The sequence below is a fragment of the Corallococcus exiguus genome (assembly GCF_009909105.1).
GTDB lineage: Bacteria > Myxococcota > Myxococcia > Myxococcales > Myxococcaceae > Corallococcus > Corallococcus exiguus.
Map to the genome: position 1 here is coordinate 146,078 of NZ_JAAAPK010000005.1, position 25,666 is coordinate 171,743.

Annotated in this window: 19 protein-coding genes; 11 read left to right on the forward strand and 8 right to left on the reverse strand. The window is 70.0% G+C overall.

Translation table 11 applies throughout. The features are described 5' to 3' along the window. Together GTZ93_RS20705 and GTZ93_RS20710 are read left to right on the forward strand one after the other, a co-directional pair. The gene (locus GTZ93_RS20705; protein WP_120594795.1) at positions 1 to 1,386 is read left to right on the forward strand and encodes a TolC family protein; all 1,386 of its coding nucleotides are present in this window, start codon (positions 1 to 3) and stop codon (positions 1,384 to 1,386) included. Positions 1,387 to 1,529: 143 nt separating this feature from the next. Continuing rightward, on the forward strand, positions 1,530 to 1,739 hold the full coding sequence (locus GTZ93_RS20710) for a hypothetical protein (RefSeq protein WP_120578416.1): 210 nt from the start codon (positions 1,530 to 1,532) through the stop codon (positions 1,737 to 1,739). A gap of 49 nt (positions 1,740 to 1,788) precedes the next feature. On the opposite strand, the gene GTZ93_RS20715 is transcribed toward GTZ93_RS20710, so the two are convergent. Continuing rightward, positions 1,789 to 2,829: a Rieske 2Fe-2S domain-containing protein gene (locus GTZ93_RS20715; protein WP_139918743.1), complete on the reverse strand. Its 1,041-nt coding sequence runs from the start codon at positions 2,827 to 2,829 to the stop codon at positions 1,789 to 1,791. 103 nt (positions 2,830 to 2,932) lie between these two features. Here GTZ93_RS20715 and GTZ93_RS20720 point away from each other — a divergent pair, with 103 nt between their 5' ends. Both GTZ93_RS20720 and GTZ93_RS20725 read left to right on the forward strand, forming a co-directional pair. Next, on the forward strand, positions 2,933 to 3,826 hold the full coding sequence (locus tag GTZ93_RS20720) for a DUF547 domain-containing protein (RefSeq protein WP_257979190.1): 894 nt from the start codon (positions 2,933 to 2,935) through the stop codon (positions 3,824 to 3,826). A 46-nt stretch (positions 3,827 to 3,872) separates the two neighbouring features. After that, the gene (locus tag GTZ93_RS20725; RefSeq protein WP_139918741.1) at positions 3,873 to 4,931 is read left to right on the forward strand and encodes a WD40/YVTN/BNR-like repeat-containing protein; all 1,059 of its coding nucleotides are present in this window, start codon (positions 3,873 to 3,875) and stop codon (positions 4,929 to 4,931) included. Between the two features lie 135 nt (positions 4,932 to 5,066). Here the strand turns inward: GTZ93_RS20725 and GTZ93_RS20730 are convergent, their stop codons facing one another. The 4 genes from GTZ93_RS20730 to GTZ93_RS20745 form a co-directional block, all read right to left on the reverse strand. After that, positions 5,067 to 5,999, reverse strand: coding sequence for an ROK family protein (locus tag GTZ93_RS20730; RefSeq protein WP_139918739.1), 933 nt, complete (start codon positions 5,997 to 5,999; stop codon positions 5,067 to 5,069). A 50-nt stretch (positions 6,000 to 6,049) separates the two neighbouring features. Continuing rightward, positions 6,050 to 7,420, reverse strand: coding sequence for a phosphomannomutase/phosphoglucomutase (locus tag GTZ93_RS20735; RefSeq protein WP_120561255.1), 1,371 nt, complete (start codon positions 7,418 to 7,420; stop codon positions 6,050 to 6,052). 169 nt (positions 7,421 to 7,589) lie between these two features. Beyond that, on the reverse strand, positions 7,590 to 9,983 hold the full coding sequence (locus tag GTZ93_RS42865; protein WP_261778684.1) for a serine/threonine-protein kinase: 2,394 nt from the start codon (positions 9,981 to 9,983) through the stop codon (positions 7,590 to 7,592). Positions 9,984 to 10,203: 220 nt separating this feature from the next. Further along, entirely contained in the window at positions 10,204 to 11,265 is a 1,062-nt protein-coding gene (locus tag GTZ93_RS20745) for a mannose-1-phosphate guanylyltransferase (protein ID WP_139918737.1), read from the reverse strand. Positions 11,266 to 11,446: 181 nt separating this feature from the next. Here GTZ93_RS20745 and GTZ93_RS20750 point away from each other — a divergent pair, with 181 nt between their 5' ends. The 3 genes from GTZ93_RS20750 to GTZ93_RS42870 all read left to right on the forward strand — a co-directional run bounded on the left by GTZ93_RS20750 (position 11,447) and on the right by GTZ93_RS42870 (position 17,084). Continuing rightward, positions 11,447 to 14,182, forward strand: coding sequence for a GDSL-type esterase/lipase family protein (locus GTZ93_RS20750; RefSeq protein ID WP_139918736.1), 2,736 nt, complete (start codon positions 11,447 to 11,449; stop codon positions 14,180 to 14,182). Positions 14,183 to 14,185: 3 nt separating this feature from the next. Continuing rightward, on the forward strand, positions 14,186 to 15,658 hold the full coding sequence (locus tag GTZ93_RS20755; protein ID WP_139918734.1) for an MBOAT family O-acyltransferase: 1,473 nt from the start codon (positions 14,186 to 14,188) through the stop codon (positions 15,656 to 15,658). 949 nt (positions 15,659 to 16,607) lie between these two features. Further along, complete coding sequence (locus tag GTZ93_RS42870; protein ID WP_257979188.1) at positions 16,608 to 17,084, forward strand: hypothetical protein; 477 nt, start codon at positions 16,608 to 16,610, stop codon at positions 17,082 to 17,084. 9 nt (positions 17,085 to 17,093) lie between these two features. Here GTZ93_RS42870 and GTZ93_RS20765 read toward each other — a convergent pair whose 3' ends face one another. Together GTZ93_RS20765 and GTZ93_RS20770 are read right to left on the reverse strand one after the other, a co-directional pair. Then, a complete protein-coding gene (locus GTZ93_RS20765) occupies positions 17,094 to 17,483 on the reverse strand; it encodes a hypothetical protein (RefSeq protein WP_257979187.1) in 390 nt (129 codons plus the stop codon). Positions 17,484 to 17,541: 58 nt separating this feature from the next. Further along, entirely contained in the window at positions 17,542 to 18,948 is a 1,407-nt protein-coding gene (locus GTZ93_RS20770) for a serine hydrolase domain-containing protein (protein WP_139918731.1), read from the reverse strand. Between the two features lie 102 nt (positions 18,949 to 19,050). On the opposite strand from GTZ93_RS20770, the gene GTZ93_RS20775 reads away from it, so the two are divergent. The 4 genes from GTZ93_RS20775 (at position 19,051) to GTZ93_RS20790 (ending at position 24,703) form a co-directional block, all read left to right on the forward strand. Next, positions 19,051 to 20,271: a sensor histidine kinase gene (locus GTZ93_RS20775; protein ID WP_167548261.1), complete on the forward strand. Its 1,221-nt coding sequence runs from the start codon at positions 19,051 to 19,053 to the stop codon at positions 20,269 to 20,271. Then, a complete protein-coding gene (locus GTZ93_RS20780; protein WP_120578423.1) occupies positions 20,268 to 21,623 on the forward strand; it encodes a sigma-54-dependent transcriptional regulator in 1,356 nt (451 codons plus the stop codon). Before GTZ93_RS20775 ends, GTZ93_RS20780 begins: the two co-directional genes overlap by 4 nt. Positions 21,624 to 21,742: 119 nt before the next feature. Then, a complete protein-coding gene (locus tag GTZ93_RS20785) occupies positions 21,743 to 24,106 on the forward strand; it encodes a BamA/TamA family outer membrane protein (protein ID WP_139918730.1) in 2,364 nt (787 codons plus the stop codon). A gap of 3 nt (positions 24,107 to 24,109) precedes the next feature. Further along, a complete protein-coding gene (locus GTZ93_RS20790) occupies positions 24,110 to 24,703 on the forward strand; it encodes a DUF4390 domain-containing protein (protein ID WP_139918728.1) in 594 nt (197 codons plus the stop codon). Positions 24,704 to 24,713: 10 nt separating this feature from the next. Here GTZ93_RS20790 and GTZ93_RS20795 read toward each other — a convergent pair whose 3' ends face one another. Further along, positions 24,714 to 25,634 carry a methyltransferase gene (locus GTZ93_RS20795; RefSeq protein WP_161662942.1) on the reverse strand — a complete coding sequence of 307 codons (921 nt, stop codon included), beginning with the start codon at positions 25,632 to 25,634 and terminating at the stop codon, positions 24,714 to 24,716. Positions 25,635 to 25,666 lie beyond the last annotated feature (32 nt).

Consider the following 25,666-nt stretch of genomic DNA (forward strand, 5'->3'; position numbering starts at 1 on the left):
ATGAGTACCTTTCTGGCGCTGTCCCTGTCGGCCACCCTGGCAGCGGCGCCCGTACTGACGCTGGATGAGGCACTGGAGTCCGCCCGCCAGCAGAACCTCGATTTGAAAATCGCCCAGGAGCGCTTCGAGCAGGCATCGCTCGCGACGCGCAAGGCCTGGTCGGGCTACCTGCCCACCATCACCGCTGGGGCCTCCATCACGCGCAACAACGTGGCGGCCATCATCCCGGCAGGCCCTATCGCCCCGGTGGACATCACCATCCAGCCGCTCATCCAGAAGGGTGCGCAGCTGGAGGCGCGGCAGGCCATCATCGCGCCGCAGCTGTGGGCGGGCATCGCGGCCTCCTACAAGTCCGTGCAACTGGCGGAGCTCAACACGCAGACGGCGCGCCGGCAGGTGCTCTTCGGCGTGGCGCAGGCGTACTACGGCGCCGCGGCGCAGCAGGAAGCCCTGCGCGCGCAGGAGCGGCTCCTGGAGCTGAACCAGGCGCGGGAGAAGGACACCCAGGCCCGGTTCGACGCGGGCACGGTGACGCGCGTGGCGCTGCTGCGCGCCCAGCTGGACCGTTCGCGCGCGGAGCAGGACCTGGTGCGCGCGAAGAACGCGCTCGCGGGCCTGAAGCTGGCGCTGGGCACGCTCATCCAGCGCGAGCCGGAGTTCGACCTGGCCCCGCCGCCGGAGCCGACGGTGCCCGCGCAGGCGTCGCCGGACGACCTGGTCAACCAGGCCATCCAGGAGCGCTCGGACGTGCAGGCCGCGGAAGTGGGCCTGAAGCTCAGCCGCATCAACAAGACGGGCGTCATCCTGAGCTACCTGCCCACGCTGGGCGTGACGGGCGCCTACCGCATCGCGAACGCGGCGGGCTTCACCGGCCAGAACGAGACCTGGGCCATCACCTTCGGCGCCAGCTGGACGCTGTTCGACGGCGGCCTGCGTGAGGCGAACCTCTCCGAGGCGTCGTCGCGCGTGCGTGAAGCCACCGTCACCCAGGTGCTGGCGCAGGCCCGCGTGAAGGAAGAGGTGCGTCGCTCCAAGCTGGACCTGGAGAACGCGCTGGCCAACCGCTCCAAGGCCGAGGAGGCCCTGGAGCTGGCGCGCGAGTCCAACCGCCTGACGGACGTGAGCTTCAAGGCGGGCGTCGCCACCTACCTGGAAGTCGCGGACGCCAACACCGCGCTCACCAACGCGGAAGTGGGCTTCGTGTCCGAGCGCCTCCAGGCCTCTCTCGCCGCGCTGCGCCTGCTCAACTCGCTGGGCTCCTTCGAGTCCGGTTCGGTGAAGAAGGACGCGGCCGCCCTGGGTGCGCAGCCTGGCGCGGGCGCGCCGAAGTCCGAGCAGCCCGCGCAGGAGCAGCCGGCTCCGCAGCAGCCCGCGCCCCAGCAGTAGGCGCGGTGTGACGTGCCATTCCCGGCGCCCGCTTCAGGGCGCCGGGTCCCCTGCCCTCCCGGGCGGGAAGCAGGTGCTTCGTTGTGGGGGTCCATCACCGGCCCCACCCTCCTCTGTAGGACCCGTTCCACGAGGAGGGAACCATGGCGGATGAATCCTGGGGCAACTGCAAGAACTGTCGGTTCTTCGCGGGCAACAGCGACGAGCCGAGCGAAGACGCGACGCAGAGCTGCAATCAGCCGGAGCTCCAGCAGTTCGCGCTCGTGGTCTCCGGCAACAGCGGCTGCAACGCCTACGAAGCCCGCACCGGTGAGACGGTGCCCTCATACGAAGAGCCCGCGCCGATGCACTGAGGACCCGCGTGTCCCATCGGTCCTCGCGATGCCACGGCTGCCCTGTCGTTCAGGTGCCGGTGGCGTCGCGGACCTGGGGCAGCGCCGGTTCAGGCGGGTGCGCGTAGTAGATGCGCTCCATGAGCTTGCGCTGGTGCACGAGCGGCTTGTCGTACTTGTCCAGCCGCATGCCCTTGTGGCTGTAGGGCGTGTCCGCGACGGTGGAGATGAAGCGCGCGTCATCGCGCACCTCCCACCAGGTGAGCCCCAGCGCGGCCTTCGCCGCCACCGGCAGCAGGGGCCTCAGCGCGGGCACCGTCGTGCGCAGGAAGGAGAAGACGTGCAGGCGCGTGGTGCGCGCCGTCTCCGGCACGAAGAAGATATGCGCCTGCGTGATGAAGGGGCGCGGCGCTCCCGAGGGCTGGATCCAACTGACGGTGTAGACGCTGCGCACCGGGTCGAAGCGCGTCACCCAGTCATTGAGGAAGAAGTCCCCCTTGCCCACCGCGAGCAGGCGCATGATGGGCGCGGGCCGCTGAGGGGCGCGGTAGTGCACCTCCGTGTGGTCGTCGTGGTTGTGCGCCTCGAACTCCACCGCGCCCGCCTGCGAGCCGCTCCACCCCAGCCGGGTGTGGACGAAGGGCGTGTGCTCGTCCTCGCTGAAGTTGTCGAGCGCCACGTGCAGCGGCGCCTGGAACAGCGTGGAGAACGTCCCGCCGAAGACGTAGTCACCGCTGGCGAGCTCCGGCATCGCGGACTCGGGCGTGTCCGCGTGCGCGAGCCAGAGGTAGCCGTGGCGCTCCACCACCTGGAAGCTCTTCGCCTCGCAGTGGCGCAGCTCCGGCTGGCTGGGGTTGGTGCCGTGGCCTTTCGAGTCGAAGCGCCAGCCATGGTACGGGCACTGGAGCTGGCCCTCCTTCGTCACGAGGCCCTTCGACAGCGGCGCGAAGCGGTGCGGACACGCGTCCGACAGCGCCGCGGCCTTGCCGGAGGCGTCCCGGAAGAGCGCGTAGGCGTGGCCCGCAAGCTCCACCCGGACGGGCTGGCGGCGGAGCTGACGGGAGGGGAGCACCGGATGGAAATGCCTGACGACGTCGGGGGTAGGCTCCATGGCGCCAGCAGTATAGCGGGCTGTCGCGGTGGACCCCGGTGGGTCGCACGAAGACCTGAAGGTGTGGGAGGCCGGCCTCGCGGGTGGCATAGACTGCCCGGCCGTGAAAGCTCCCGTCCCTCCCCGCCGCCGTGCGCGCTGGTTCGCCGTGGCGACCATGGCCGTGCTGGTGGCGCTCGCCACGGGGGCGTGGCTGTACGTGCGCGGCTTCCTGCCGGCGCCGGTGCCCCCAGCAGCAGGGCCCTTCAGCTACACGGACTATGCGCAGGCGCTGAGCCACGTGCGCCCCAGCGGGGACCTGGACTTCGAGGGCCTCCGGCGTGACCGCGCGGTGCTGGAGCGCTTCGTCGCGTCGCTCGCGGCGGTGTCGCCACACCGGAAGCCGGAGCTCTTCCCGTCGCCCGAGGACGGGCTGGCGTACTGGATCAACGCGTACAACGCGCTGGTGCTCATGCAGCTCGTGGAGCGCTACCCGAACGGGGTGGATGCCTCCTGGTTCGGCCGATTCTACTGGGGCCGCACGTGGCCGGTGGGCGGCGAGCGGCTGACGCTGTACGCCCTGGAGCAGCGCATCCTCCTGGGCGAGTACGCCGACCCGCGCGTGCACTTCGCCCTCTTCCGGGGGACGCGCGGCGGGCCCCGGCTGGACGGCGCCCCCTATCAGCCGGAGTTCCTGGACGCCCAGCTCAACGACGCCAGCCGCCAGTACGTGGGGGATGCGCGGAACGTGAAGCTGGAGGACAAGACCGTGCGACTGGCGCACCTGTTCGAGGACCGGAAGCAGGACTTCCTCAACGCGCTGCCGGAGGGCCGTGGCGGCAACGTGCTCCAGTTCGTCTGGGCCTTCCTGCCGGACACCTGCGAGGAGCGCCCGGGCTGCGACACGCGCGGCGACCTGGACCGAGCCTGCGGCCCCGACCTGGACAAGTGCCGCATCGCCTTCGTCCACGAGGACACCTCGCTGCCCGACGCCGCGAGCACCGCCGAGCGGCGCTGAGTTAGCGTCCCTCCATCGCGGACGAACACGCGGGAGGCAGCGGCGCATGACGATGGGAGCGGTGTGGCTGGCGACGTGGCTGGTGCTGGGGAGCGCGGACATGAAGTGGGAGCCGCAGGCGAGCGGGACGACGGCGCGGCTGCGCGGCGTGAGCGCGGTGGACAGCCGCGTCGCGTGGGCCAGCGGCGACAAGGGCACCGTCGTGCGCACCACGGATGGTGGAAAGACGTGGACGCGAGCCCCCGTGCCGGATGCGGACGGGTTGGACTTCCGCGACGTGGATGCCTTCAGCGACCGCACCGCCTACGTGCTGTCCATTGGCGCGGGCGACAAGTCGCGCATCTACAAGACGACGGACGGCGGCGCGCACTGGACGCTCCAGTTCACCAACACCGTGCCCGGGGCCTTCTTCAACGGCATGGCCTTCTGGGACGAACAGCACGGCATCGCGTTCAGCGACCCGGTGGAAAGGCACTTCGTCGTCATCACCACGGAGGACGGTGGCGCGACGTGGAAGCCCGTGCCGCAAGGGGCACTGCCGGCCGCGCTCGAGGGTGAAGCGGGCTTCGCCGCCAGCGGCACGAGCATCGCGGTGTACGGCAAGTCCCACGTCTGGTTCGGGCTGGGGGGCACCATCGCGCGCGTGCTGCACTCGGCGGACCGGGGCAAGACCTGGGGCATCGCGCCCACGCCGCTGGCCACGGGTGAAGGCGCGGGCGTGTTCTCGCTCTACTTCTGGAGCTCCATGGCGGGCGTCGCGGTGGGCGGCAACTACAAGCAGCCGGAGGTGGCCACCGGCAACGCGGCGCTCACGATGGACGCGGGCAAGCGCAAGTGGACCGTGCCGGGCACGCCGCCCGGGGGCTATCGCTCCTGCGTGGCCCCGTTCACGCCCGAGAAGAAGATGTGGCTCATCACCGTGGGGCCCACGGGCTCGGACGTGTCGAAGGACACGGGCAGGACTTGGGAGCCGCTGGACTCCACCGGCTTCCACGCCGTGTCCACGCCGCCGCGCAAGCAGGACACCGCCTGGGCCGTGGGTGAAGAGGGGCGCATCGCGAAGCTCGTCTTCGCGAGCGCGGCGCCAGCGCCGAAGCAGCCGTAGCGCTCCGGCGTCCTTCCCGCCGCGGAACAGCCATGCGTGGCGCAAGCCGCATCGCATGGCAGCGGCTTCGCGCCGCGAGCGCCCTGACGGGACCTGCATGGCGCGGGGGAGCAGGCTCCACCCGCGCCAGAAGCCTCACTTCACCAGCAGCGCCGCGCCGATGATGCCGCTGTCGTCGCCCAGCTCCGCGTCGGCGATGAGCAGGCCCTCGCGCGACACGCGAGACGCCCACTGCTGCACGCCGTCCAGCACCAGCCGCTTGATGCCCGGGCAGTGCGTCAGCACGCCGCCGCCCAGCACCAGACGCGACGGGTTGAGCACCGTCACGTAGTTGGCCACCGCGACCGCCAGGAATTGCGCCGCACGGGCGTGGATCTCCCTGGCCTTCGCGTCACCCGCCTCCGCCGCCGTCTCCAGCGTCACCGGGGTGATGGTGTACGGGTCGCCGTTGGTCAGCTGCTCCAGCACGGGCGAGCCGCCGGACGCCAGCAGCTCCTTCGTCTGCGCGATGAGGTTGTGGCCGCCCGCGTACGCCTCCAGGCAGCCGTGCTCACCGCAGCCGCACAGCCGGCCGCCGGGCACCACCTTGATGTGGCCCAGCTCGCCCGCCACGCCGCCGCCGCCCTGCACCAGCCGCCCATCCGCGATGATGGCGCTGCCCACGCCGGAGCCCACGAACACCACCAGGATGTCCTGGGCGCCACGACCCGCGCCCGCGTGCAGCTCGCCCCACGCCGCCGCGGACAGGTCGTTCACCACCTTCACGTCGAAGCCCAGCCGCTTCGTCAACATCGCCGCCAGCGGCACGTCGCGCCAGCCCAGGTTGGGCGCCACGGAGATGACGCCCGTGTCCTTGTGGATCTGCCCCGCCGCGCCCACGCCGCAGCCGTCCACCTTCACACCGGACTGCTTCACCGCCTCTTCCGCCGCCTGGGCGATGGTCTCCACCACGCCCTGCGGCTTGCGGTCCTGCACCGCGACCTTGGCGCTCGCGAGGATTTCACCCTTCCCGTCCACCACCGCGGCCCGGGCGAACGTCCCGCCCAGGTCGATTCCCAGCGTCGGCATGTCCAGCTCCCTCCCTTACGTGCGTGTGCTTCGCGTGGAGCGCGAAAGGCTCAGGCGCCGACTTCCTTCTGCGCCTGGGCGACCGTCTTCTCGATGAGCGCTTGAATCTCCTTCACGCGGGCCTCCGTGCTGGCCTCGTAGCGCAGCACCAGGATGGGCTGCGTGTTCGACGCGCGGATGAGGCCCCAGCCGTCCTCGAACGTCACGCGCACGCCGTCCACGTCCACCACCTTGTGGCCCGCGTCGCGGAGAATCTCCGTGGCGCGCTTCACCATGGCGAACTTCTTCTCCTCCGTCGTGTCGAAGCGCAGCTCGGGGCTGGCGAAGGTCTTCGGCACGTCGGAGAGCAGCTGCGACATGGACTGCTTCTCGTGCGTCAGAATCTCCAGCAGGCGCGCGGACGCGTACACCGCGTCGTCGAAGCCGAAGTAGCGGTGCTTGAAGAAGATGTGGCCGCTCATCTCGCCGGCCAGCTCCGCGTGCTCCTCCTTCATCTTCGACTTGATGAGCGAGTGGCCCGCCTTCCACATGATGGGCTTGCCGCCGTGCTTCGCGATGTCGTCGTACATCGTGTAGCTGCACTTCACCTCGCCGATGATGGCCGCGCCCGGGGACTCCTTCAGCACGTAGCGGCTGAAGAGCACCATCAGCTGATCACCCCAGAGCACGTTGCCCTGGTCGTCGATGACGCCGATGCGGTCGCTGTCGCCGTCGTACGCGATGCCGACCTCCGCCTTGACCTCCTTCACCTTCTTGATGAGGTCCTGGAGGTTCTCCACCACCGTGGGGTCCGGGTGGTGGTTGGGGAAGTCCGCGTCCATCTCGCAGAACAGGGGCACCACGTCGAAGCCCATGCTCTCGAACAGGGGCACCGCGATGGCGCCGCCCGTGCCGTTGCCCGCGTCGATGACGATCTTCATCCCCTTGCGGCCCACCTTCACCGTCTGACGGATGAAGTGGTTGTAGGGCGTGATGATGTCGAAGGGCGTCACCTTGCCGGGCTTGTTCGAGGTCGCGAAGTCCTTGGCCTCGATGAGGCGGCGCAGCTCCTTGATTTCAGGGCCGTGGAAGGTCGTCTTGCCGGCGCCAATCTTGAAGCCGTTGAACTCCTTCGGGTTGTGGCTGCCGGTGATCATCGCCAGGCCGTCCACGGGCAGCGTGTTCGCCGCGAAGTAGGTCAGCGGCGTCGGCACCACGCCCACGTCGTAGACGTCCAGGCCGGTGGCGGTAAGGCCCTTCGCGAGCGCGTCGCGGAAGCGCGTGGAGGACTCGCGGCAGTCGCGGCCCACCACGATGGAGGTGCCGCCCTTGCGGCGGATCATGGTGCCCAGGCCCAGACCCAGGAGCTCCACCACCTCGATGGTGAGGTCCTTGTCCACCAGGCCTCGGATGTCGTACTCGCGGAAGATGTGCGCGTTCATGGCAGTGTCCCCACCCTCGACAGGAACCGGGAGGGCGTAACGGAAGGCGTCGGACACTACACGAGCGGGCCCGGGGGCTGCACACACCCGAACGGGCCCGGCTGACTGTTGAACGCCCGGCCCCCCTGGGAGGGCGGAACCTACCCCCGGCGGGGGCTGATGGCCCCCATCAGACCATGGCCCCGGGGGCCTGGGCACCAACACCGGCTCCGGAGCCTGCTAGCACCCGCCGCAGCAGCGACTGGTAGTGCTTCAGCCAGGACGTGTTCAGCGGGTCCAGCTTGAGGGCCTCCGCGTAGCGCTCCAGCGCGGCGGGAACGGCCCGTTGGACCTCCAACGCATGTCCCTGGGTGAAGAGGGCGCGGGCCTTCTTCTCCACCTCCGGACGGGCGGCGAGGAAGGCGCTGCGCAGGGCCTCCATGGTGGGCTCCGGGACGCCCGCGGCGACGCAGCGGGCAAGGCCGCTCACGTTGCCCCGGGTGGCGTCGTAGCCCACGCGGGAGAGCGGATCGCCGAGCATCCGCTGCGCGGCCAGCACGCGCACGCGCAGGGCGTCCAGGGCCTGGCGCTGCACGGTGGGCAGCGGGCGGTGCTGGAAGGCGAGCAGGCGGCGCAGGGCGGCCTGGGCACGGCGGTGGATGTCACCGAAGTCGGCGTCGTGCTTCGCGCCCAGCAGCGTGTAGGGGTCCCGGGCGACGGCCTCCGCGCGGGACAGCATGCGGGCAAGCTCCCCGTCGGGCGCGGGCTCCGCGTCCTCCATGAGGGCGCGGGAGAGCAGCCGGCCCAGCGCGGGGAACTCGTCGGAGAAGTGGACGAAGACGCCCGCGGGCACGTTCCAGGTGCGCGCCTCATCGAAGGTGACGTGGCGGACGACGTCGCAGGCGCCCAGGGCCGTCTCGCCCCGGAAGGACACCTCCACCGTCAGCCGCGCGGCGAGCGGGGGCAGTGAGCCCTGGCACTCGGCGAAGAGACCCTCGGGGGCGACGTCGCTCACGGAGACGGACTGGAGGACTTCGCCCGGCGTGAGGCCCAGGCGCACGCGCAGGTCCGAGGGCGCGTCCGTGCGGGGCGCGGAGGCCTCCAGGGGCGGCAGGGCGTTCACCAGCGGAATGGGCGCGGCGTCATCGACGACGTCCACCAGCGGAATGGGCGGAGGCGACAGAATGGACACGGGCTCCAGCGACGGCGCCAGGGTCATGAACGGGATGGCCGCGGCGCCCAGCGTGGACGTGGGGTTCATCGCGGGCTGCGCCGTGACATCCAGGGGCGAGGCCGGATCCACCAGCAGGATGGGCGCGGCGGTCTGGAGGGAGTTCGGTTTGACGATGCCGAGCTTCATCGTCTTGGCCGGCGCGTTGGGCACGTAGCCCTCGGCCGGCAGCTCCGGTTCGGCGGATCCCAGCAGCGCGACGGCGGAAGCCCAGAACGCGGCCACCTCCGCGCGCATGTCCCCCTCACCGGGACGGACGTTGGACGGCACGCCATGCGCCGCGCGCAACGCCGCATCCCCCACGGACGAGGCGGCCATGCCCCATTCAGGCACGTCCTCCACGATGTCGAAGTCGTCCGCCGCGTCGTGCTTCGCGGCAGGCTCCTTCGCCGTGGCGACCACCTCCACCACATCGGACACATCCTCGGGAGCATCCGCGAACGCGTTGCGCACCGGCGCCTTCAGGCCCAGCGCCTCCGCAAGCGCGACGCGGAAGGCCCACGCGCTGTCGAACCGCTCCTCCGGCTTCGCGGCCAGCGCGCGCAGCAGCACGGTGGACAGCGCGGGCGGCACGTTCGGATTGATGGCGTGCGGCGGGAACAGCGTCACGTCCGCGGAGCGCCCCAATCCGAACGGCAGCCGGCCCGTCACCAGCAGGTAGCCCGCCACGCCCATCGCATGCACATCCGCGCGAGTGCTCCGGTTCATCCCCTCGCACTGCTCGGGCGCCATGAACGTGGGCGAGCCCACCGTCACGCCCTGCGTGCGCTCCTCCAGCGACAGCGCCGCTTCCCGCACCGCGCCCGCGCCGAAGTCCCGCACCCGCACGCGCCGCTCGCCCTTCGCGTCGCGCGTGATGAACATCGAATCCAGCGTGAGGTCCCCATGCACCAGCCCTCGCGCGTGCGCCGCCTCCAGCCCCGCGAGCGCCTGATCCAACACCTCGCCCACCTCGGCCGGCGACAGCGGCAGGGGCATCGCGCTCAGCGACTCACCCTCCGGCGCCTCCTGCAGCACGCAGGGCAGTCCTTGCGGACCGGGGCGCACGTCCAGCACGCGCGCCACGTGGCGGTGCACGACGTTGCGCTGCGCCAGCGCCTCCGCGATGAACCTCGCGCGCACGGAGGGACGGGCCGACAGGTGCGCATGCAGCACCTTCACGGAGAAGCGGTGGCCGGTGGGCACGTACTCCGCCAGGTACAGCGACGCCACCGCCCCCACCTCCAGCCGGCGCTTCAGCATCAGCGGCCCGTGCCGCTGACCCTCCAGCGAATCCCCCGACACCGGAGGCCGGGCAGCGACGGGGCACGCCTCCCCATCCCGGTGTTCGCCCACGCAGCGCTTGCAGCCCATCGCCATCCCCGCCTGTCGCCCCGGAAATGGGGCGGACCCGGGATGGACTTGCAACCCGCGCGCCTCATGCCCGGGGCCCGCTTTCGTCCGGACCGCGACACTCCAACACCCGCGAGTGCCAGCAAACCCCGCAAAACGAACCAGGGCCCCCTGTAGAAACGACAGGGAGCCCCGGGAAGAAATGTGTGGGGTGAAACAGGAGGCGAAGTCGCCTCCAGGCCTACAGCAGCTTGGTGCGCTTCCGGGCCTTGAGGGCCTCGACGACCTTGCGGACGTCCTGGCTCTTGTCCTTGGGGACCACGAGCACGGCGTCACCGGAGTCCACCACCACCACGTCGTGCATGCCCACGACGGACAGCGTGCGCTTGTCGGCCAGCACCACGCAGTGGGTGCAGTCCACCAGCACCGCGTCGCCGGAGACGACGTTGCCCTGCGCGTCGGCGGGGCGCACTTCGGGGATGGCGGCGAAGGAGCCCACGTCGGACCAGCCGAAGTCGCCGTCCAGCACCGCGATGTTCTCCGCCTTCTCCATCACGCCGTAGTCGATGGAGATGGAGGGCAGCTTGGGGAACACGCGCTTGAGCACGGCCGGGAAGGTGCGCTTGCCCGCGGCCTTCTGGAGCGCGTCCAGGCCCTTCTGCATCTCCGGCATGTGCTTCTGGAAGGCCGCCAGCATCACGTCCGCGCGGAAGACGAAGATGCCGCCGTTCCACAGGTAGTCGCCGCCGGCCAGGTACTCCTGCGCCGTCTTGAGGTCGGGCTTCTCCTTGAACGCCTTCACGCGGCGGCCGCCGCCGTCCAGCGCGGCACCGACCTGGATGTAGCCGTAGCCTGTCTCCGGGCGCGCGGGCTTGATGCCCAGCGTGACGATGTGGCCGCCTTCCGCGATGCGCGCCGCTTCCGCGAGCGTGCGCTGGAAGCCCTTCACGTCCGCGACGTGGTGATCCGACGGCAGCACCGCGAGCACGCCCTTGGGGTCGCGCGCGGCGACCTGGAGCGCGGCGAGCGCGATGGCGGGCGCGGTGTTGCGCGCCACGGGCTCCACCAGGAGGTTGCCCTTGGGCAGCCCCTTCACCAGCTTCAGCGCCGTCTTCGCGTGCACGGGGCCGCACACGATGAAGGTGTTCTTCACCGGCGCCAGTCCCTTGAGGCGCTGGGCGGTGTCGGTGAGCAGCGGCTGCTTGGAGGCCAGCGGGAGGAACTGCTTCGGACGGGCCTGGCGGGACAGCGGCCAGAAGCGGGTGCCGGAGCCTCCGGCCATGATGACGGGGTAGAGGGCCATATACGGGTGCGAGCTCCTAGGGGCGCACGCCGGCCCATGGCCTGGCGCGCACGGCGGCGCACCATAGCGCGTCGCGCCAGCGGAGGAAGGGGGCCCGGCCGCCTACCCTCCGAGGGATGGGGCGCGACAATGTGGGCAGAGTTTTGACCCGTCCCCAAAAAGCCAGTCTCATGCCCCGGCGTTGAGCCTCAAGCCCACATCCACCGGATGGACGCTGGCCTTCACCGTGCTCCTGGCGGTGGGGTTGTCCCTGGCGCCATTGCCGGAGAAGTTCCGCCCCCTCCCCAGCCTCCGTCAGGAAGGTTCGCTCGGGCCCAAGCTGGCGGCGCTCGTGCTGCCCGCGTCCCTGCGCGGCGTGAAGGCTCCGCGCCCGCCCTCGGACACGATGGTCCCGGACGCTCCGCCCACCGCGGTCGCGGATGCGGACACCGCCGCCAACGACACGGATCCGAAGGCGGGCCCGCAGGTGGGGGAAGCCCCGGCCGTGCCCGGCATCGGGCTGGAGGAGCTGAGCGCCCCCACGCTGGCGACCGCGCTGGAGCTGGAAGCGCTGCGCGAGCGGATGGGCGCGAAGCACGTGGACATCGAGCTCAACTGCCGGAAGACGCGCGCGGACGGGACGTGTGAAGAGGACGGTCTGGCGCCGTTCATGAAGGCGCTGGGAGATTTGCGCGCGGACGCGCGGCGCACGCCGGTGCGGGTGGTGCACCTGGGCGATTCGCTGATCGCCTCCGACTACGTCACGGACGTGGTGCGCGACCGGCTCCAGGAGCGCTTTGGTTCGGGCGGTCCGGGCTTCCTCTACATCCACCGGCTGGCGAGCGCCGGCCGCGCCACGCGCGCGGGCACCGCGAGCACGGACGGCTGGAAGATGGAGCGGCTGGTGGACACGCACTGGCCCAAGGACCGCGTGGGCTGGACGGGCGTGGCCTTCTCCACGAGCGGCCCCGCGCAGTCCACGCGCTACTCCGTGGAGGGCGCGCGCGAGGCGGAGCTGTTCTTCCTGGCCCAGCCCGCCAACGGCTCCGTGCAGGTGGCGGTGGACGGAAAGAACACGCAGCGAATCCAGACGCGCGCGTTCGGATCCAAGGCAGAAGCGGCCTTCGCGCGACTGAGGATTCCCGAGGGCGCCAAGACGCTGACGCTCACCACGAGCGGCAAGACGGAGCTGCACGGCGTGTCGGTGGAGTCGGGCACGCCGGGCGTCGTCTACGACACGGTGGGCCTGTTGGGCGGCATGGCGGAGGTGTACCTGCGCGCGCAGCCCCAGGCGTTCCGTGCGCAGCTCAAGCACCGCAAGCCGTCGCTGGTGGTGTTGATGGTGGGCGGCAACGAGGCGTTCTTCCTCTCGCGCGACCGCACCACGCTGGACGAGGTCCGCTCGCAGATGAAGGAACTGGTGTCGCGCGTGCGCACGTCGGTGCCGGACGCGGCGTGCCTCGTCATGTCGCCCATCGACGCGGGCGTGCGCACGCTGAGCGGCGAGCTGATCACCCGCCGGCACTCGGCGGAGGTGTCGGAGGTGTTCCGCGAGGAGGCGCGCGCGGGAGGCTGCGCCTTCTACGACACGCTGGCGGCGATGGGCGGCGAGGGCTCCGCGCTCAAGTGGCTGGAGTCCGGTCTGATGCTGGAGGACCTGGTGCACCCTCGAGTGCGCGGCTCCAACCTGCTGGGCCACCTGTTCGACCTGGCGTTGCAGCGGGCCTTCGCGCGCACGCATCCGCCGCGGCTGCCGGGCACGGACACGACCGGCCTGCAGAACGCGGCCCCTTCGCTGCGCCGCACGTTCGAATCACTGGCACGCCGGGAGTCCGGCGCGAAGCTGCGAGTGGGCATCGCGCAGCTGGGCGCGTCGCACACGGCGGCGCACTACTTCTCCGACAAGGTCCGCGACGCGCTGACGAAGCGCTTCGGTGACGCGGGCCGGGGCTTCATCGCCGCGGGCAAGCCATCCTCCCGGCTGGAGGGGGCGCGCGTGACGCGCACGCTGGACGGTGCGTGGACGGTGGAGGACGCGAAGAGCACGCCCGGAGGCATCTGGGGGCTCACCGGCATCCGCGCGGTGGGAGCGCCCGGCGCGAGCCTGGGCATCTCCTTCTGCGAAGGCTGCGCGGAGGACAAGAACCGCCAGGGCCGGCTGGACCTGTACGCGCTGGACGCGCCAGGGGCCGCGGCGCCTGAAATCACGGTGGACGGCGAGGAGATTCCGCCGGAGGCACCGCCGCCGGAGCCACTGACGCAGCCGACGGTGCGCATCCGTTCGTTCCCGGTGACGGGCGTGGCGCACTCGGTCCAGGTGAAGGTGCCGGAGGGTGGAGGGAGCGCGACGGTGCTGGGCGCGTCGCTGGAGTACGACGTGCCGGGGCTGGTGTACGACGCGCTCGGGCTGCCTGGCTCCACGGCCTTCACGGCGCGGGACATGGATGCGCCGGCGATGGACGCGCAGCTGACCGCGCGCCGTCCGGACCTGCTGGTGTTCTGGTACGGCACCAACGAGGCGGAGCTGCCGGGGCTGGACGCGAACGGGCTGCGCCAGGACTACGCGGCGTTGATTGCGCGCATGCGCAAGGCGACGGGCGCGGAGTGCCTGGTCATCGGGCCCACGGACCGGCTCCAGCAGGAAGCGAACGGCCAGTGGGATGAAGCGCCTTCGCTGGCGAAGGTGCTGAACACGTTGCCGCAGGTGGCGAAGGACGCCGGCTGTGCGTACTGGTCCGCGCGCGCGGCGATGGGCGGTGAGCGCTCCATGCAGCGCTGGCAGCGGCAGCCGGAGCCGCTGGGCCACGCGGACGGGGTGCACCTGACGCCGCAGGGTTACGCGGTGCTGGCGAACGCGTTCGTGAAGGACCTGATGGCGGCGTACGAGTCCACGAAGAAGGGCGGCGAGCCGACAGCCTCCGCCGCGGGAGCGCCCTGAGCCGTGCTGTCCCACAGCCTCCAGTACGTCGTCTTCGTCATCGTGGTGTTCGCGCTCTACTGGGCGATGCACCGGCATTACTGGCCGCGGATGCTGTTGCTGCTGGCGGCCAGCCTGCTGGTCTACGTGTCGTTCCTCCAGGTGCCGCTGACCGCGTTCGTGGGCGGGATGCCGCCAGGCGAGTTGGTCGTGAAGCTGGTGCCGCTGTTCATCTTCCTGGCCGGCGTGACGGTGGATCACCTGCTGGTGAAGGGGATGGGGAGCACGGAGCGGCCGGGGCTGCGCAAGCTGCTGGTGGTGCTGTCCATCGTCTCCAACCTGGGGCTCCTGGCGGGCTTCAAGTACCTGGAGCTGTTGCGCAGGACGGTGTCGTCGCTGCTGGGTCCCTGGGGCGTGGAGGTGCGGCCGGAGCCGTTCCATTTCCTGTTGCCGGTGGGCCTGTCGTTCTTCGTGTTCCAGGCCATCAGCTACACGGTGGACGTGTACCGGGGGAAGGCGAGCTCCGAGCACTCGTTCGTGGAGCACCTGCTCTACATGCTGTTCTTCCCGCGGGTGTTGAGCGGGCCGATTGTCCGCGCGTCGGAGTTGATGGCGCACTTCCGGGAAGTGCCCACGCTGTCGTCGGATGACGGGAACAAGGCGTTGTTCCGCGTCGCCGTAGGGCTGGTGAAGAAGCTGGTCATCGCGGACGTGCTGGGCAGCGGCATCGTGGATCCGGTGTTCGGCAGTCCGCACGCGTACTCGTCGGCGGAGTGCGCGGTGGCGGCGGTCGCGTACACGTTGGAGCTGTACTACGACTTCTCGGGGTACTCGGACATCGCGATTGGTGTGGCGTCGCTGTTCGGCTTCAAGTTCCCGGAGAACTTCGCGAGGCCGTACCTGGCGAAGAACCTGTTCGAGTTCTGGAACCGCTGGCACATGAGCCTGTCGTCATGGCTGCGGGACTACCTGTACATCCCGCTGGGCGGCAACCGCCGCTCGAAGCCGCGCGTGTGCTTCAACCTGATGATGGTGATGGTGCTGGGAGGCCTGTGGCACGGGGCGGACTGGCGCTTCGCGGTCTGGGGCGCGGTGCACGGCGTGGCGTTGTGCGGGGTGCGGTGCTGGTGGTGGTTCAAGGGCAAGCAGCAGGAGCCGGGCCCGGCGCGCGTGGCCATCGGAATGCTGGCCACTTTCACGCTGGTGGTGTTGACGCGAGTGGTGTTCCGAGCGCCGGACATGGCGCACGCGGGTGAGTTCTACGCACGGATGCTGGCGGGAATCCCCGGCCTGGCGAACGTGGGTCCGCTGGTGTGGAGCATGCTGGCCATCGCGGTCATCGCGCACGCGGTACCGATGAAGCTCTACGACACTGCGGCGCTCGTGTTCCTCAAGATGCCCGCGCCCGCGAGGGCGGTGGTGCTGGTGCTGCTGGGGTTGGGTATCCGCCAGCTGTCCACGCTGGAGACCCGGCCGTACGTGTATCTGCAGTTCTGAGGACGTTGCCATCCTCGACGGAGCCTGATGGCAACTTGTAGGCCGGGTTTACAAGCTCGCTGGGAGGGCATCCGGCACCTCGCCGTTGGCGTCCGAATGCGTAGCTAACGCGTACTTGCCATTCCCAAGTACGCTACCGCCCGATGGCCTCCATCCGACAACGACTCGGATTCACCGTGGCGTGCCTGGGTATCGCATGCGCGAGTTCAGGTGCTCGGCGATTCTACGTAGCATCGGAACTCCCCACGCAGGATGGTTTGGAGGGGCTAACCATTGCTCCTGGGCCATGGCCGGAGATTCCCGCTGTCTTGACGCAATTCGCGCTTGTTCCAGATGACCTGGTGATTCCAACGCTCCAGGCCTTGCTCGAGCTTCCTGGGGCAGTTGACGCATGTGACTCGAACACAGGGCGTCCACGTCCGGAGGCCTCGGAGTACTGCGTCGCCCTATATCGGACACCTTCGGACTGGCGCGTTTCCTGGCCCGTGCGCAACACATTGAAGTCGAGCGGTTCCTGCATGCCTCCCTTTGGAGGTGTCGACGACGCGGACCTCGGCAGGAACCTTCCGGTCTTTGGCTACGCGCACAACCATCCATGCGCCTCCGGCCTGAGCAATCAGGACCTGCGCACCTGGCCCATGGCGAAGTCGGAAGGTGCATGGGTGATGGTCGCCTATGGCACGACGCCGGATGGACGGCTCGCGCGTGACGAGCAAGGACAGGTGATTCCAGCTTGGGGTTGGCTTGCCACCGGGCACCGTGATGCGCCCCGGTTCTACAGATGGAACCAGAAAGGCGATGTCTTCCGGTGGGATGTCGATAGGAAACGTTGGGACTTCCAGGCACGCTGCGAGCCCAGTCCCCCCAGCATGCTCAGGCCTGAAGGCATTCCCCCCAACTGCTCAGCGGCACTCAACCCTTAGAGGCCCATGAGCTATCCAGGTGCAACATGTTGAAGGCTCCGCACTCCATGTTGATTGCATCGTTGCTGCTGGAGACAGGACTCCTTGGGACGCCTCTCTGCAACAGACGGCCGGATCCAAGTCCGGCGGCGGCGCAAGCACAGGAGGCCCCCCCAGACGCGGGAACATCCGCGACCGGCTCTGAAGCAACGATCCCCTGGCCCAAGCAAGACCTGACGCCACTCGCCACCCTGGAAGGGCCCGCCATCCAGGCCGCGCATGCAGCACTGGAAGAAGCGCTGAAGCAATTTCCGAAGGAGTCCAAGGGTCAGTGCGCCTTTTCCGCCAAGGCACTGGAAGTCGTCATCGGTCAGGAGGCGGGCTGGTACTTCGCTCGCGTCAATCGCCGCGTGGACAGGTGCCCCGGCTTCGGTCCAGGTGTCACGGGCCTCGAAACGGACTGGTTCGAGCTGTACGCGATCTCTCCAGACGGAGACATCACGCGATATCCCTATCAGCCCTGATTCACACGTTCAGGGCATGGACGGATACCGCGCCAACACCTTTCCCTCGGGTGAGACGGCGTACATTTCGAACACGTCGAACCCGAGCACGGTGCCGGGTGCCCACCCACACTTGTCGGGCCGTGGGTTGATGCGGACGAAGTACAGCCCTCGCTCCTCGCCCACGATGACCTCCATCCCCTTCGCCGAGAAGGCACAGCTCTTGGCGTACTCCTTGGGGTACCGGGAGAGGACTCGCTGCAACGCGGCGTGCGCGGCAAGGACCGCGGGCCCGTCCAGGGTAGCCAGGGGCTGAAGGTCATCGGGCCACTGGATGCCTTCCGCGACAGTAGGCGGGCGTGTCGCGCCTCCGTCCTGAAGGAGCGAGACGCACAGGAGCACGTGATGCGGCTTCAGCACTGGAACCTCCACCACGCCTCGGCGAGACGCGCTGTCCCGCCGAGCCTACCCCACCGCTTCAGTTCGCCTGGAGGGTGAGCAGGGTCACCCGGTTGTCGGGGGTCAGCCCCACGCGGTACCGCCACATCGCGGCGCCGAACTGCACCAGGTACGTGTAGAGGCGGTCGTCGCCTCGCGTCTCACGGTTCGCCAGCACCAGCGGCCCCGCGGCCCCAAGCCCCTGCAACACGGACTTGAAGAACGGACCTGCCTCCTCGAAGTACCTGGCCGGCACGTAGGCGAACATCGACGGCTCCCAGGCGCCCTGGCGCGTCTTCTCCAGCAACTCCGTGAGCCTCGCCGTCACCTCCGGCTCCGTGTCCGGAATGGGCTTGAGCGACGGCACGGCGAGCGCCGGATTCACGATGGCCGCGATGCCCTCCACGAGCAGCGCCGGGTTCGACTTGTCCAGGTTCGCCAGCACCACGATGGACAGCTCATCCCCCAGGAAGCGTGAATAGGCCGTCCGGAATCCCTGCCACGATCCCGTGTGCTTGTGCAGCGGCTGACCGTTGCGCTCCAGCACCTCCCAGCCGAAGCCGTACGGCTGGCTGGCACCGCTGTTCAGCTTCACTGGCGACAACACCTCCCGCCAGCTGTCCTGCGTCAGGAGGGCCCGCTTCGCCACCGCCTCCTCCCAGGCCAGCATGTCCTTCAGCGAGAAGTAGAGCGCGCCGTCCCCCGTCGTGTTCAACGACTGCGACACCCACTGCTGGTTCTTCACCACGCCCCCCACCAGCTCGTAGCCCGCCGCGCGGTTCGGGATGACATCCGCCTCGCTGATGCCTCGCGCTGTCTTCATGCCCGCGGGCTTGAAGACCTGGCGCCCCAGGACCTCCTGATACGTCATGCCCGCGACGCGGTTCACCAGGAGGCCCAGCAGCACGTAACCGGAGTTGCTGTAGTTCCACCGCAGCCCCGCTGGGAACTCCAGCGGCAGCTTGTAGATGAACTCCGCGAACTCCTGCTCCGTGTAGTCCTTGCGCTCGTCGAGCAGCCCCTCCAGGTCCTTGATGCCAGACGTGTGCGTCAGCAGGTGGCGCACCGTGATGGGCTTCCACGTCGCGGGCGCATCCGGGAAGTACTTCGTCACGCTGTCGGACAACGCCACGCGCCCCGCCTCCACCTGGAGCATCAGCGCCGTCGCCGTGAACATCTTCCCCACCGAACCCGACTGGAAGAGCGTGTCCGTCCCCACCGGGACCTGGTGCTCCAGGTTCGCGAAGCCGTACCCCTTCGCCAGCACCACCCGGCCGTGACTCACCACCCCCACGGCGAGCCCCGGCACGCCCAGCCGCTTCTGCTCCGCGCGCACGAACGCGTCGATGCGCTCGCGGAGCGAGTCACGGGCCTGAGCGGGACGGGCCATCAGCAGGCCCATCAGGAAGACGACAGCCCACGTGAGCGGCTTCAGGGAATGGCGCATGGGGATTTCCGACATCCGGCCCTGCATGGGCCGGGCATGGCATCCCATCATGAGTCCCCAACCGCGCGAACGATGCACTCCCCGCGATATGAACAGCTCGCCATGAGCCGTGCGCCATCCGTGGGCCCTCCCCCGCCTCCGTTCCGCTTCCGCCGACGCCTGCTGGCGGTGATGCTGCTCGCGGGCCTCATCCCATTGGCGTTGCTGGGTGCTCTCGCCCAGGGCGTACTGGAGCGCGTGCTCTCCATCTCCATCGCGCCCGTGGAGGCCGTGCTCGACAATGTCTCCGATGAGCTGAGCCGCCGGGGACTGCCACCGGATGCGCTCGACGAGGCCCGGTTGAACCTGGCGCAGGCGGAGCTGGCGCGGCGGGCCCTGGTGCGCCGCGTGCCCGTGTTCATCGCCGGGGTGGGCGCTATCGCCGCCGTCGTGCTGGCCATATCCGCGGTGCTCCTGGGCCGAGTCCTCACGCGCCCCATGGCCACGCTCCTGGAAGGCATGCGGGCCTACTCCCGCGGAGACCTGTCGGTCCGCCTGCCCGTCCCAGAGCCTGCTCGCGACGAACTCCAGTTCCTCCTGGGCCAGTTCAACCGCATGGGCCAGGAGCTGCTGGACCAGCGCGAGCACCTCAAGGCCGCCGAGCAGATCGCCGCGTGGCAGGACGTGGCGCGGGCGCTCGCCCACGAGCTGAAGAACCCCCTGACCGCAATGAGGCTGTCGCTCGCGCGTCTGTCTCCGCAGGATGCCGGCACCCTGCCAGACCCGACGCGCCTCGCCGAAGCGGTGGCGCTCCTCCAGGAGGAGGTGGACCTGCTCATGCGCATGACCCAGAGCTTCTCCACCTTCGCGCGCCTGCCGGCCCCCCGCTTCCAGGATGTCGCGCTGCGTCCACTGCTCGCGGAGGTGTGCGCGCTGTACGCGGGCACTTCGCCGGTGCCCGTGGTGCTGGACCCCGGTGAGGAGGTGTCGCTGCGTGCGGACCCCGACGGACTGCGCCGCCTCTTCGGCAACCTGGTGAAGAACGCCACCGAGGCCTCCCCACCCAACGCCCCTCCGGTCCACGTCGCGCTACACGAAGCGGCGGACGGCCGCGTGCACGTCACCGTGAGCGATGGCGGCAGCGGTGTCCCGGGCGTTCTGGAGGGCCCTGTCCTCACCCGAGGACTGTTCAGCACCAAGCCGGGCGGCAGCGGGCTGGGCCTGCCCATCGCGCAGAAGATCGCCCACGAGCACGGCGGCACCTTGAGATTGGAGCCGGGCGCCCGGGGTGGCACCCGGGCCCAGGTGGTGCTGCCTTCCGACGCTTCCCAGGTGGCCGCATGAAGACCGGAGCCCGCATCCTCATCGTCGACGACGACCCCGGCGTCCTGAGGGCCGTGCGTGGATTGCTCCAAGACGGAGGCTTTACTCCCGTGGAGGCCCGCTCCACGGCGGAGGCCGCGCGTTTGCTCGAAGCGCCGGACGCGCCTCCCGCGCTGATGCTGCTGGACCTGCGCATGCCGGGCGAGACGGGGCTGGAACTCCTGGCACGTCTGCCCAAGCCACTGCCCGTGCCGGTGGTGGTCCTGTCCGGCGAAGCCTCTCCTTCCGAAGCAGTGCAGGCCCTGAAGCTGGGGGCCACGGACTTCGTGGAGAAGCCTCCGTCCCCCGAGCGGCTCCTCACGGCGCTGCACAACGCGCTGGCCCTGGGCGCGCTGCGCGAGGAGCGCGAACGCTTGCTGGACGCGCTGGCACAGCCGGGGAACCTGGTGGGCGAAAGCCCGGCCATGGAGTCCCTGCGCCAGCTCATCGCGCGCGTGGGTCCCAGCGACACGGCCGTGCTGATCACCGGCGAGACAGGCACCGGCAAGGAGCGCGTGGCGCAGGCGCTGCACAAGGCCTCCGGGCGCAAGGGCCGGCTGGTGGCGGTCAACTGCGCGGCCATTCCTTCGACGCTGCTGGAGAGCGAGCTGTTCGGCCACGAGCGAGGCGCCTTCTCCGGCGCGGTGGCGCGCCGCGCGGGCCGCTTCGAACAGGCGCAGGGCGGCACGCTGTTCCTCGACGAGCTGGGGGACATGCCGCTGGAGCTCCAGGCCAAGCTGCTGCGAGTCCTGGAAACACGTCAGGTGGAACGGCTGGGAGGCACGCTGCCGGTGGCGGTGGACGTGCGCATCCTCGCGGCCACGCACCAGGACCTGGGCCGCGCGGTGAAAGAGGGCCGCTTCCGGCAGGACCTCTTCTTCCGCCTCAACGTGCTGCCCCTGCACCTGCCACCGCTGCGCGAACGCTCCGAGGACCTGCTGCCCCTCGCACGCGTCTTCGCCGCCGAACTCGCGGGTCCCAAGACGCCGCTCGTGCTCGCGCCAGGAGCGGAGGCCGCGCTTCGTGCCTACCCGTGGCCCGGCAACGTGCGCGAGCTGCGCAACGTCATCGAACGGCTGAACCTGCTCCGGGGTGATGGTCCGCTGGAGCTGGGGCCGGACGCGGTGTCGGCTCCCACGGGCACCGCGCCCGCGCCGCGCACGACGTTGGGGGACAAGAGCTACCGCGAGCACGTGGAGGACTTCGAGCGGGACCTCATCCGCGCCGCGCTCCGCGAGGGCGAAAGCATCGCCGGGGCCGCGCGCATCCTCCAGGTGGACCGAGGCAACCTCTACCGGCGCATCAAGGCCCTGGGCCTGCCCGTCTCTTCGTGAGCCGCGCGATGTCACGGCCACAACCGCCCGACACATCAGGATGTGTCCATGACATCCGCCCGGCTGCTCGCCCTCCGTCGTTCCGGGCACTTGCGGTGAGGCCGCACCTGGAACGGAGCATGCTCCTGTCGCCTTCCATGAACCGTCTCGCACTGGCGCTCTGCTTCATCTCGCTCGCGGCCCTGGGCCAACCCTCACCGGATGCCGGTACCTCCGACGCGTCCGTGGCCCTCTCCCCATCCACCGCACCACCAGAGGGCGAAGCCGCCTCGGAGGACTGGAGCTACCCGACGTGCCCGGAGGGCTTCAACGAGGACGAAGACGACCTCTCGGACTCCACGGTCCTCGGAGCCCTGCAGGTCGAGGTCGACGGCCGGGGACTCACGCCCACGGGCCTGGAGCTTCGCGGGCTCCAGCGGCTCACGGATCCGCAGGTCCGCAAGCTCGTGGGTGCGCCTCCCGCGGAAGACTCGCGGCCCCTGACGGCCACGCAAGTGCAGTCCCTGCTGCATCGCCTGGGACGCACCGGCCTCTTCGCCCGCGTGGAGCCCCGCGTTCGCGTCAGTGATCAGGGTCCGGCCCTGCTCGAAGTGACCTTGCAGGAGAACCCCACGCTCACGTCGGTGGAGTTCGAAGGCCTTCAGGACCTCCGGCCAGACGAACTGTGGGGAGCGCTGTTCGAACTGTCCTCCCTCGCATCCGACGCGGACGACACCGAGGACGAGGTCACCACGCTGCGCGTCCACAAGCGCCACGGGACACTGCGGGTCGTCAGCCCCTGCCCCGCGCCGCGACCGCCCCGTCCGTGGCTGGCTCGACGAGAGGAGGGCGCGTTCCGCCCCGGCATCATGCTGGGAGGCCTGGACGCCGCGCTCGACCGGGTCCTCAAGACCCTTCGCGAGGACGACGGTTACCTGCTCGCGACGGTGTCCGCCACGCTGTCCCCCGAAGGCCGGCTGGTCGTGACGGTGGATGAAGGCCAGCTGGAGTCCGTGGAGGTGCGCGGCGTGGACGACGCAATGGCCACGCGCGTGCGTGAAGCCCTGGGCCTGGAGCCCGGCGACGTCTTCCTCCGGAGTGATGCCCGCCGTGCCATGGAGCGCATGGAGTCGCGGCTGCCCTTCCTGCGAGCCGTGGACAGCGATGACCTCCAGGACGAACGCACGACCGTGCGCATCGTCGAGGAACGCGAGGACGACGGCACGCGGCTCTACCGCACGAAGGAGGAGCCCCGTCGCAAGTCGCGGCGCCACGAGCGCGTGGAGTTCGAGGTGGGCTGGAGCCGGATGTTCGGAGAGGTCGACGCCGGGAGCGACGGCCTCACGCTGGAGGGAAAGAAGCTGATCGTCCACGTGCGCCCGCGGCCTCCGGACCTGGACGTGGACCTGTTGCCCGTGCACACGCAGGTGACGGGCTTCGCTCCGGGGCTCTCGGCGAGCCTGCGCATCTTCGACTCGCGAGACCGCGTGCACACGACGCTGGAGGGAGCCTTCTTCATCCCCCTGCGGCTGGGCGGCCAGCGCATCCCGGGCGATCCGGAAGGCACCAGCAATCAGCGCCACGTCAACCTGCTGGGCGGCGCCAAGGTGCAGCTGCCCGCGCTGGGCATCGAGGAGCTCGGCGCGCAGGTGCACGACTTCATCGACACGCTGGACCGCTGGCGGCTGGGGGACTTCGACTCGTACTTCTACTCGTTCCTCATCAACCGGCCGGACCGGGACTACTTCCGCCGTCAGGGCTTCACGGCCTTCGCCACCTGGCGTTGGGCGGAGTCGTGGCTCGCGGGCGTGGAGGTGCGCGGTGACACGATGAGTTCGCTCCAGTCGTTCACGCCGCCGCTCAGCCTCTTCCGGAGCGACGACCCGCCGTTCCCCAACTCGCCAGTGAACGAGGGCCGGTTCCGTTCAGCGGTGGTGCGGCTGGAGTACAGCGGCGCGGCGGAGCGTGGCACGCGCGTGGGCTCCCTCTTCCGCACGCCGGAGACGTCCCTCTTCGAGCGCCACAAGAACTGGAAGCGCGAGCCCGCGCTGCGCGGCTTCGTGACGCTGGAGGTGGGTGAAGGCCCGGGCGCGGGCGGCGCGGATGCGCGCTTCTGGAAGCTGGTGGGCGACGTCGCCATGGACGTGCCCATGAACTGGCACACGGGCCTGAACCTGCGCCTGCGAGCCGCGATGGGCCACGACCTGCCGCTCCAGAAGCAGGAGGCGCTGGGAGGCTGGACCGCGCTGCGAGGCTTCGGCTTCAAGGAGTTCCGAGGCGGCGACAGCTCGGTGCTCGCGAGCGCCGAGTACCGCTGGCACGGCATGGGCATCTTCGCGGACCTGGGCGCGGTGCATGCCGCGAACGCGTGGTCGGGTGCGCAGCTCGGCCTGGGTGGCAGCTTCCACTTCAGCGACGCCGTGCGCTTCGAGGCCGCCTGGCGCATCGACGAAAAGGCCCAGCTCACGCCCGAAGCGCGCCTGCTGTTCAACCGGACCTTCTGAGCCATGGGAAGGCACGCAACAGAGAGCAGGCATGGCGCGGCGCTCGTCGTCGCGGCAGGCCTGCTCGCGTCCGGAGCGCACGCGGAAGAGGCGTCCGCGGCCTGCACCGCGACGCTCTCCGGAAAGCGCGTGATGGTCCGGCCGGAGGCACGCGCCTTCATCTCCCCGGAGCTGGACCGGCTGGTGCGGCTGGGACTCGCGGGAAAGCTGGAGGTGGAGCTGACACTCTGGCGGCGCCGTTCCTTCTGGTTCGACGCGCACCTGGACAGCGCACGAATCACCCAGGTGCTCGCGTTCACCCGCGAGGGTTACGTGCTGGACGGGCGCGAGCTGACGGGAGGCGTGGGCACGCTGGAGCTGGAGCGCGTGGCCTGGACGCTGGACTCAAGGCCCGGAGCGGACGAGCACTTCGTCGTGCAGGTAGAGGTGCGGCTCCAGGTCGTGACGGCCGCGAGCCTGGGCCGCATGGCGCGCTGGCTCACCCAGGGTGAGGCTTCCTCCTCCGGCGCACCAGTCCTGGGGAGCCTGCTGCGCTCCGTGGCGGAAGACCTCGCGAGACAGGCCACCGGTCGCTGCGACGTGAGCCGTCAGCCCTGACGCGGGGCACTCAACCCCGCCGCGCCACCAGCGCCACCAGCGCGATGCGCTCAACGCCTGTGTACGGCGTCTTCTCCAGCTCCTCGCCGAACACGTCCGGATCCAGCTCCTCGTAGCGAACCTCCGCGAGCGGCGCTTCCCGCCACACCGGCTCCAGCGCGGTGCGCAGCAGGTCCTCGCCGTCCACCACCGGCGCACCGGTGTAGAGCACCAGCGTGCCGCCCGGCTCCAGGCGCTCCACGCCTTCACGCACGATGCGCACGGACAGCTCCGTGCCGTGCGTGCCGCCACCATCCCGGTACGTGCGCTTGTCCGTGTCCGCCAGGTACGGCGGGTTCGCCATGATCAAGTCGAACCGGCCGGACACGTCCCGCAGCAGGTCCGAGTGCACCGCCTGGACCCCATGCGAGCCATTCAGCCTCGCGTTCACCCGCGAGAACTCCAGCGCCAACGGGTTCAAATCCGCGAGCACCACCTCCCCGCTCCGCCCCGCCACCGACAGGCCTCCGGCTCCGGAACCACACCCCAGGTCCACCACGCGCCGGAAGCTGCCCGGCACCCGCTGGAGCAACGCGCAGAACCGGTAGGTGTCCGGCCCGAAGAACACCGCGTCCTGCTCCGACGTGGGCCACGCGGAATGGACATACAGCCCCGCCCCCAGGCAGGAGAACCGCACCCGGCTCCGGTGCGTCCCGTCCCGGCAGTCCACCAGCGCGCCCGCCTCCTCCAGCAGCGCCACCATCCGAGGCTCCAGCACGCCGGGCCCGAAAGGACGGCTCCACCCGAACACGTCGCGGACCGAATAGGCCTGCTTCGCCCCCGGCCGCGCATTCACCCGCCGGTGCGTCTCCGGAGTCACCGTCGTGAAGGCGTACCCCCTGGCGCGCAGGACCTCTCCCAGCGCCACCAGCGCGGCCTCCCTCACCTCCATGGCCCCGGACCCACTGCCACCATCCACGTCGC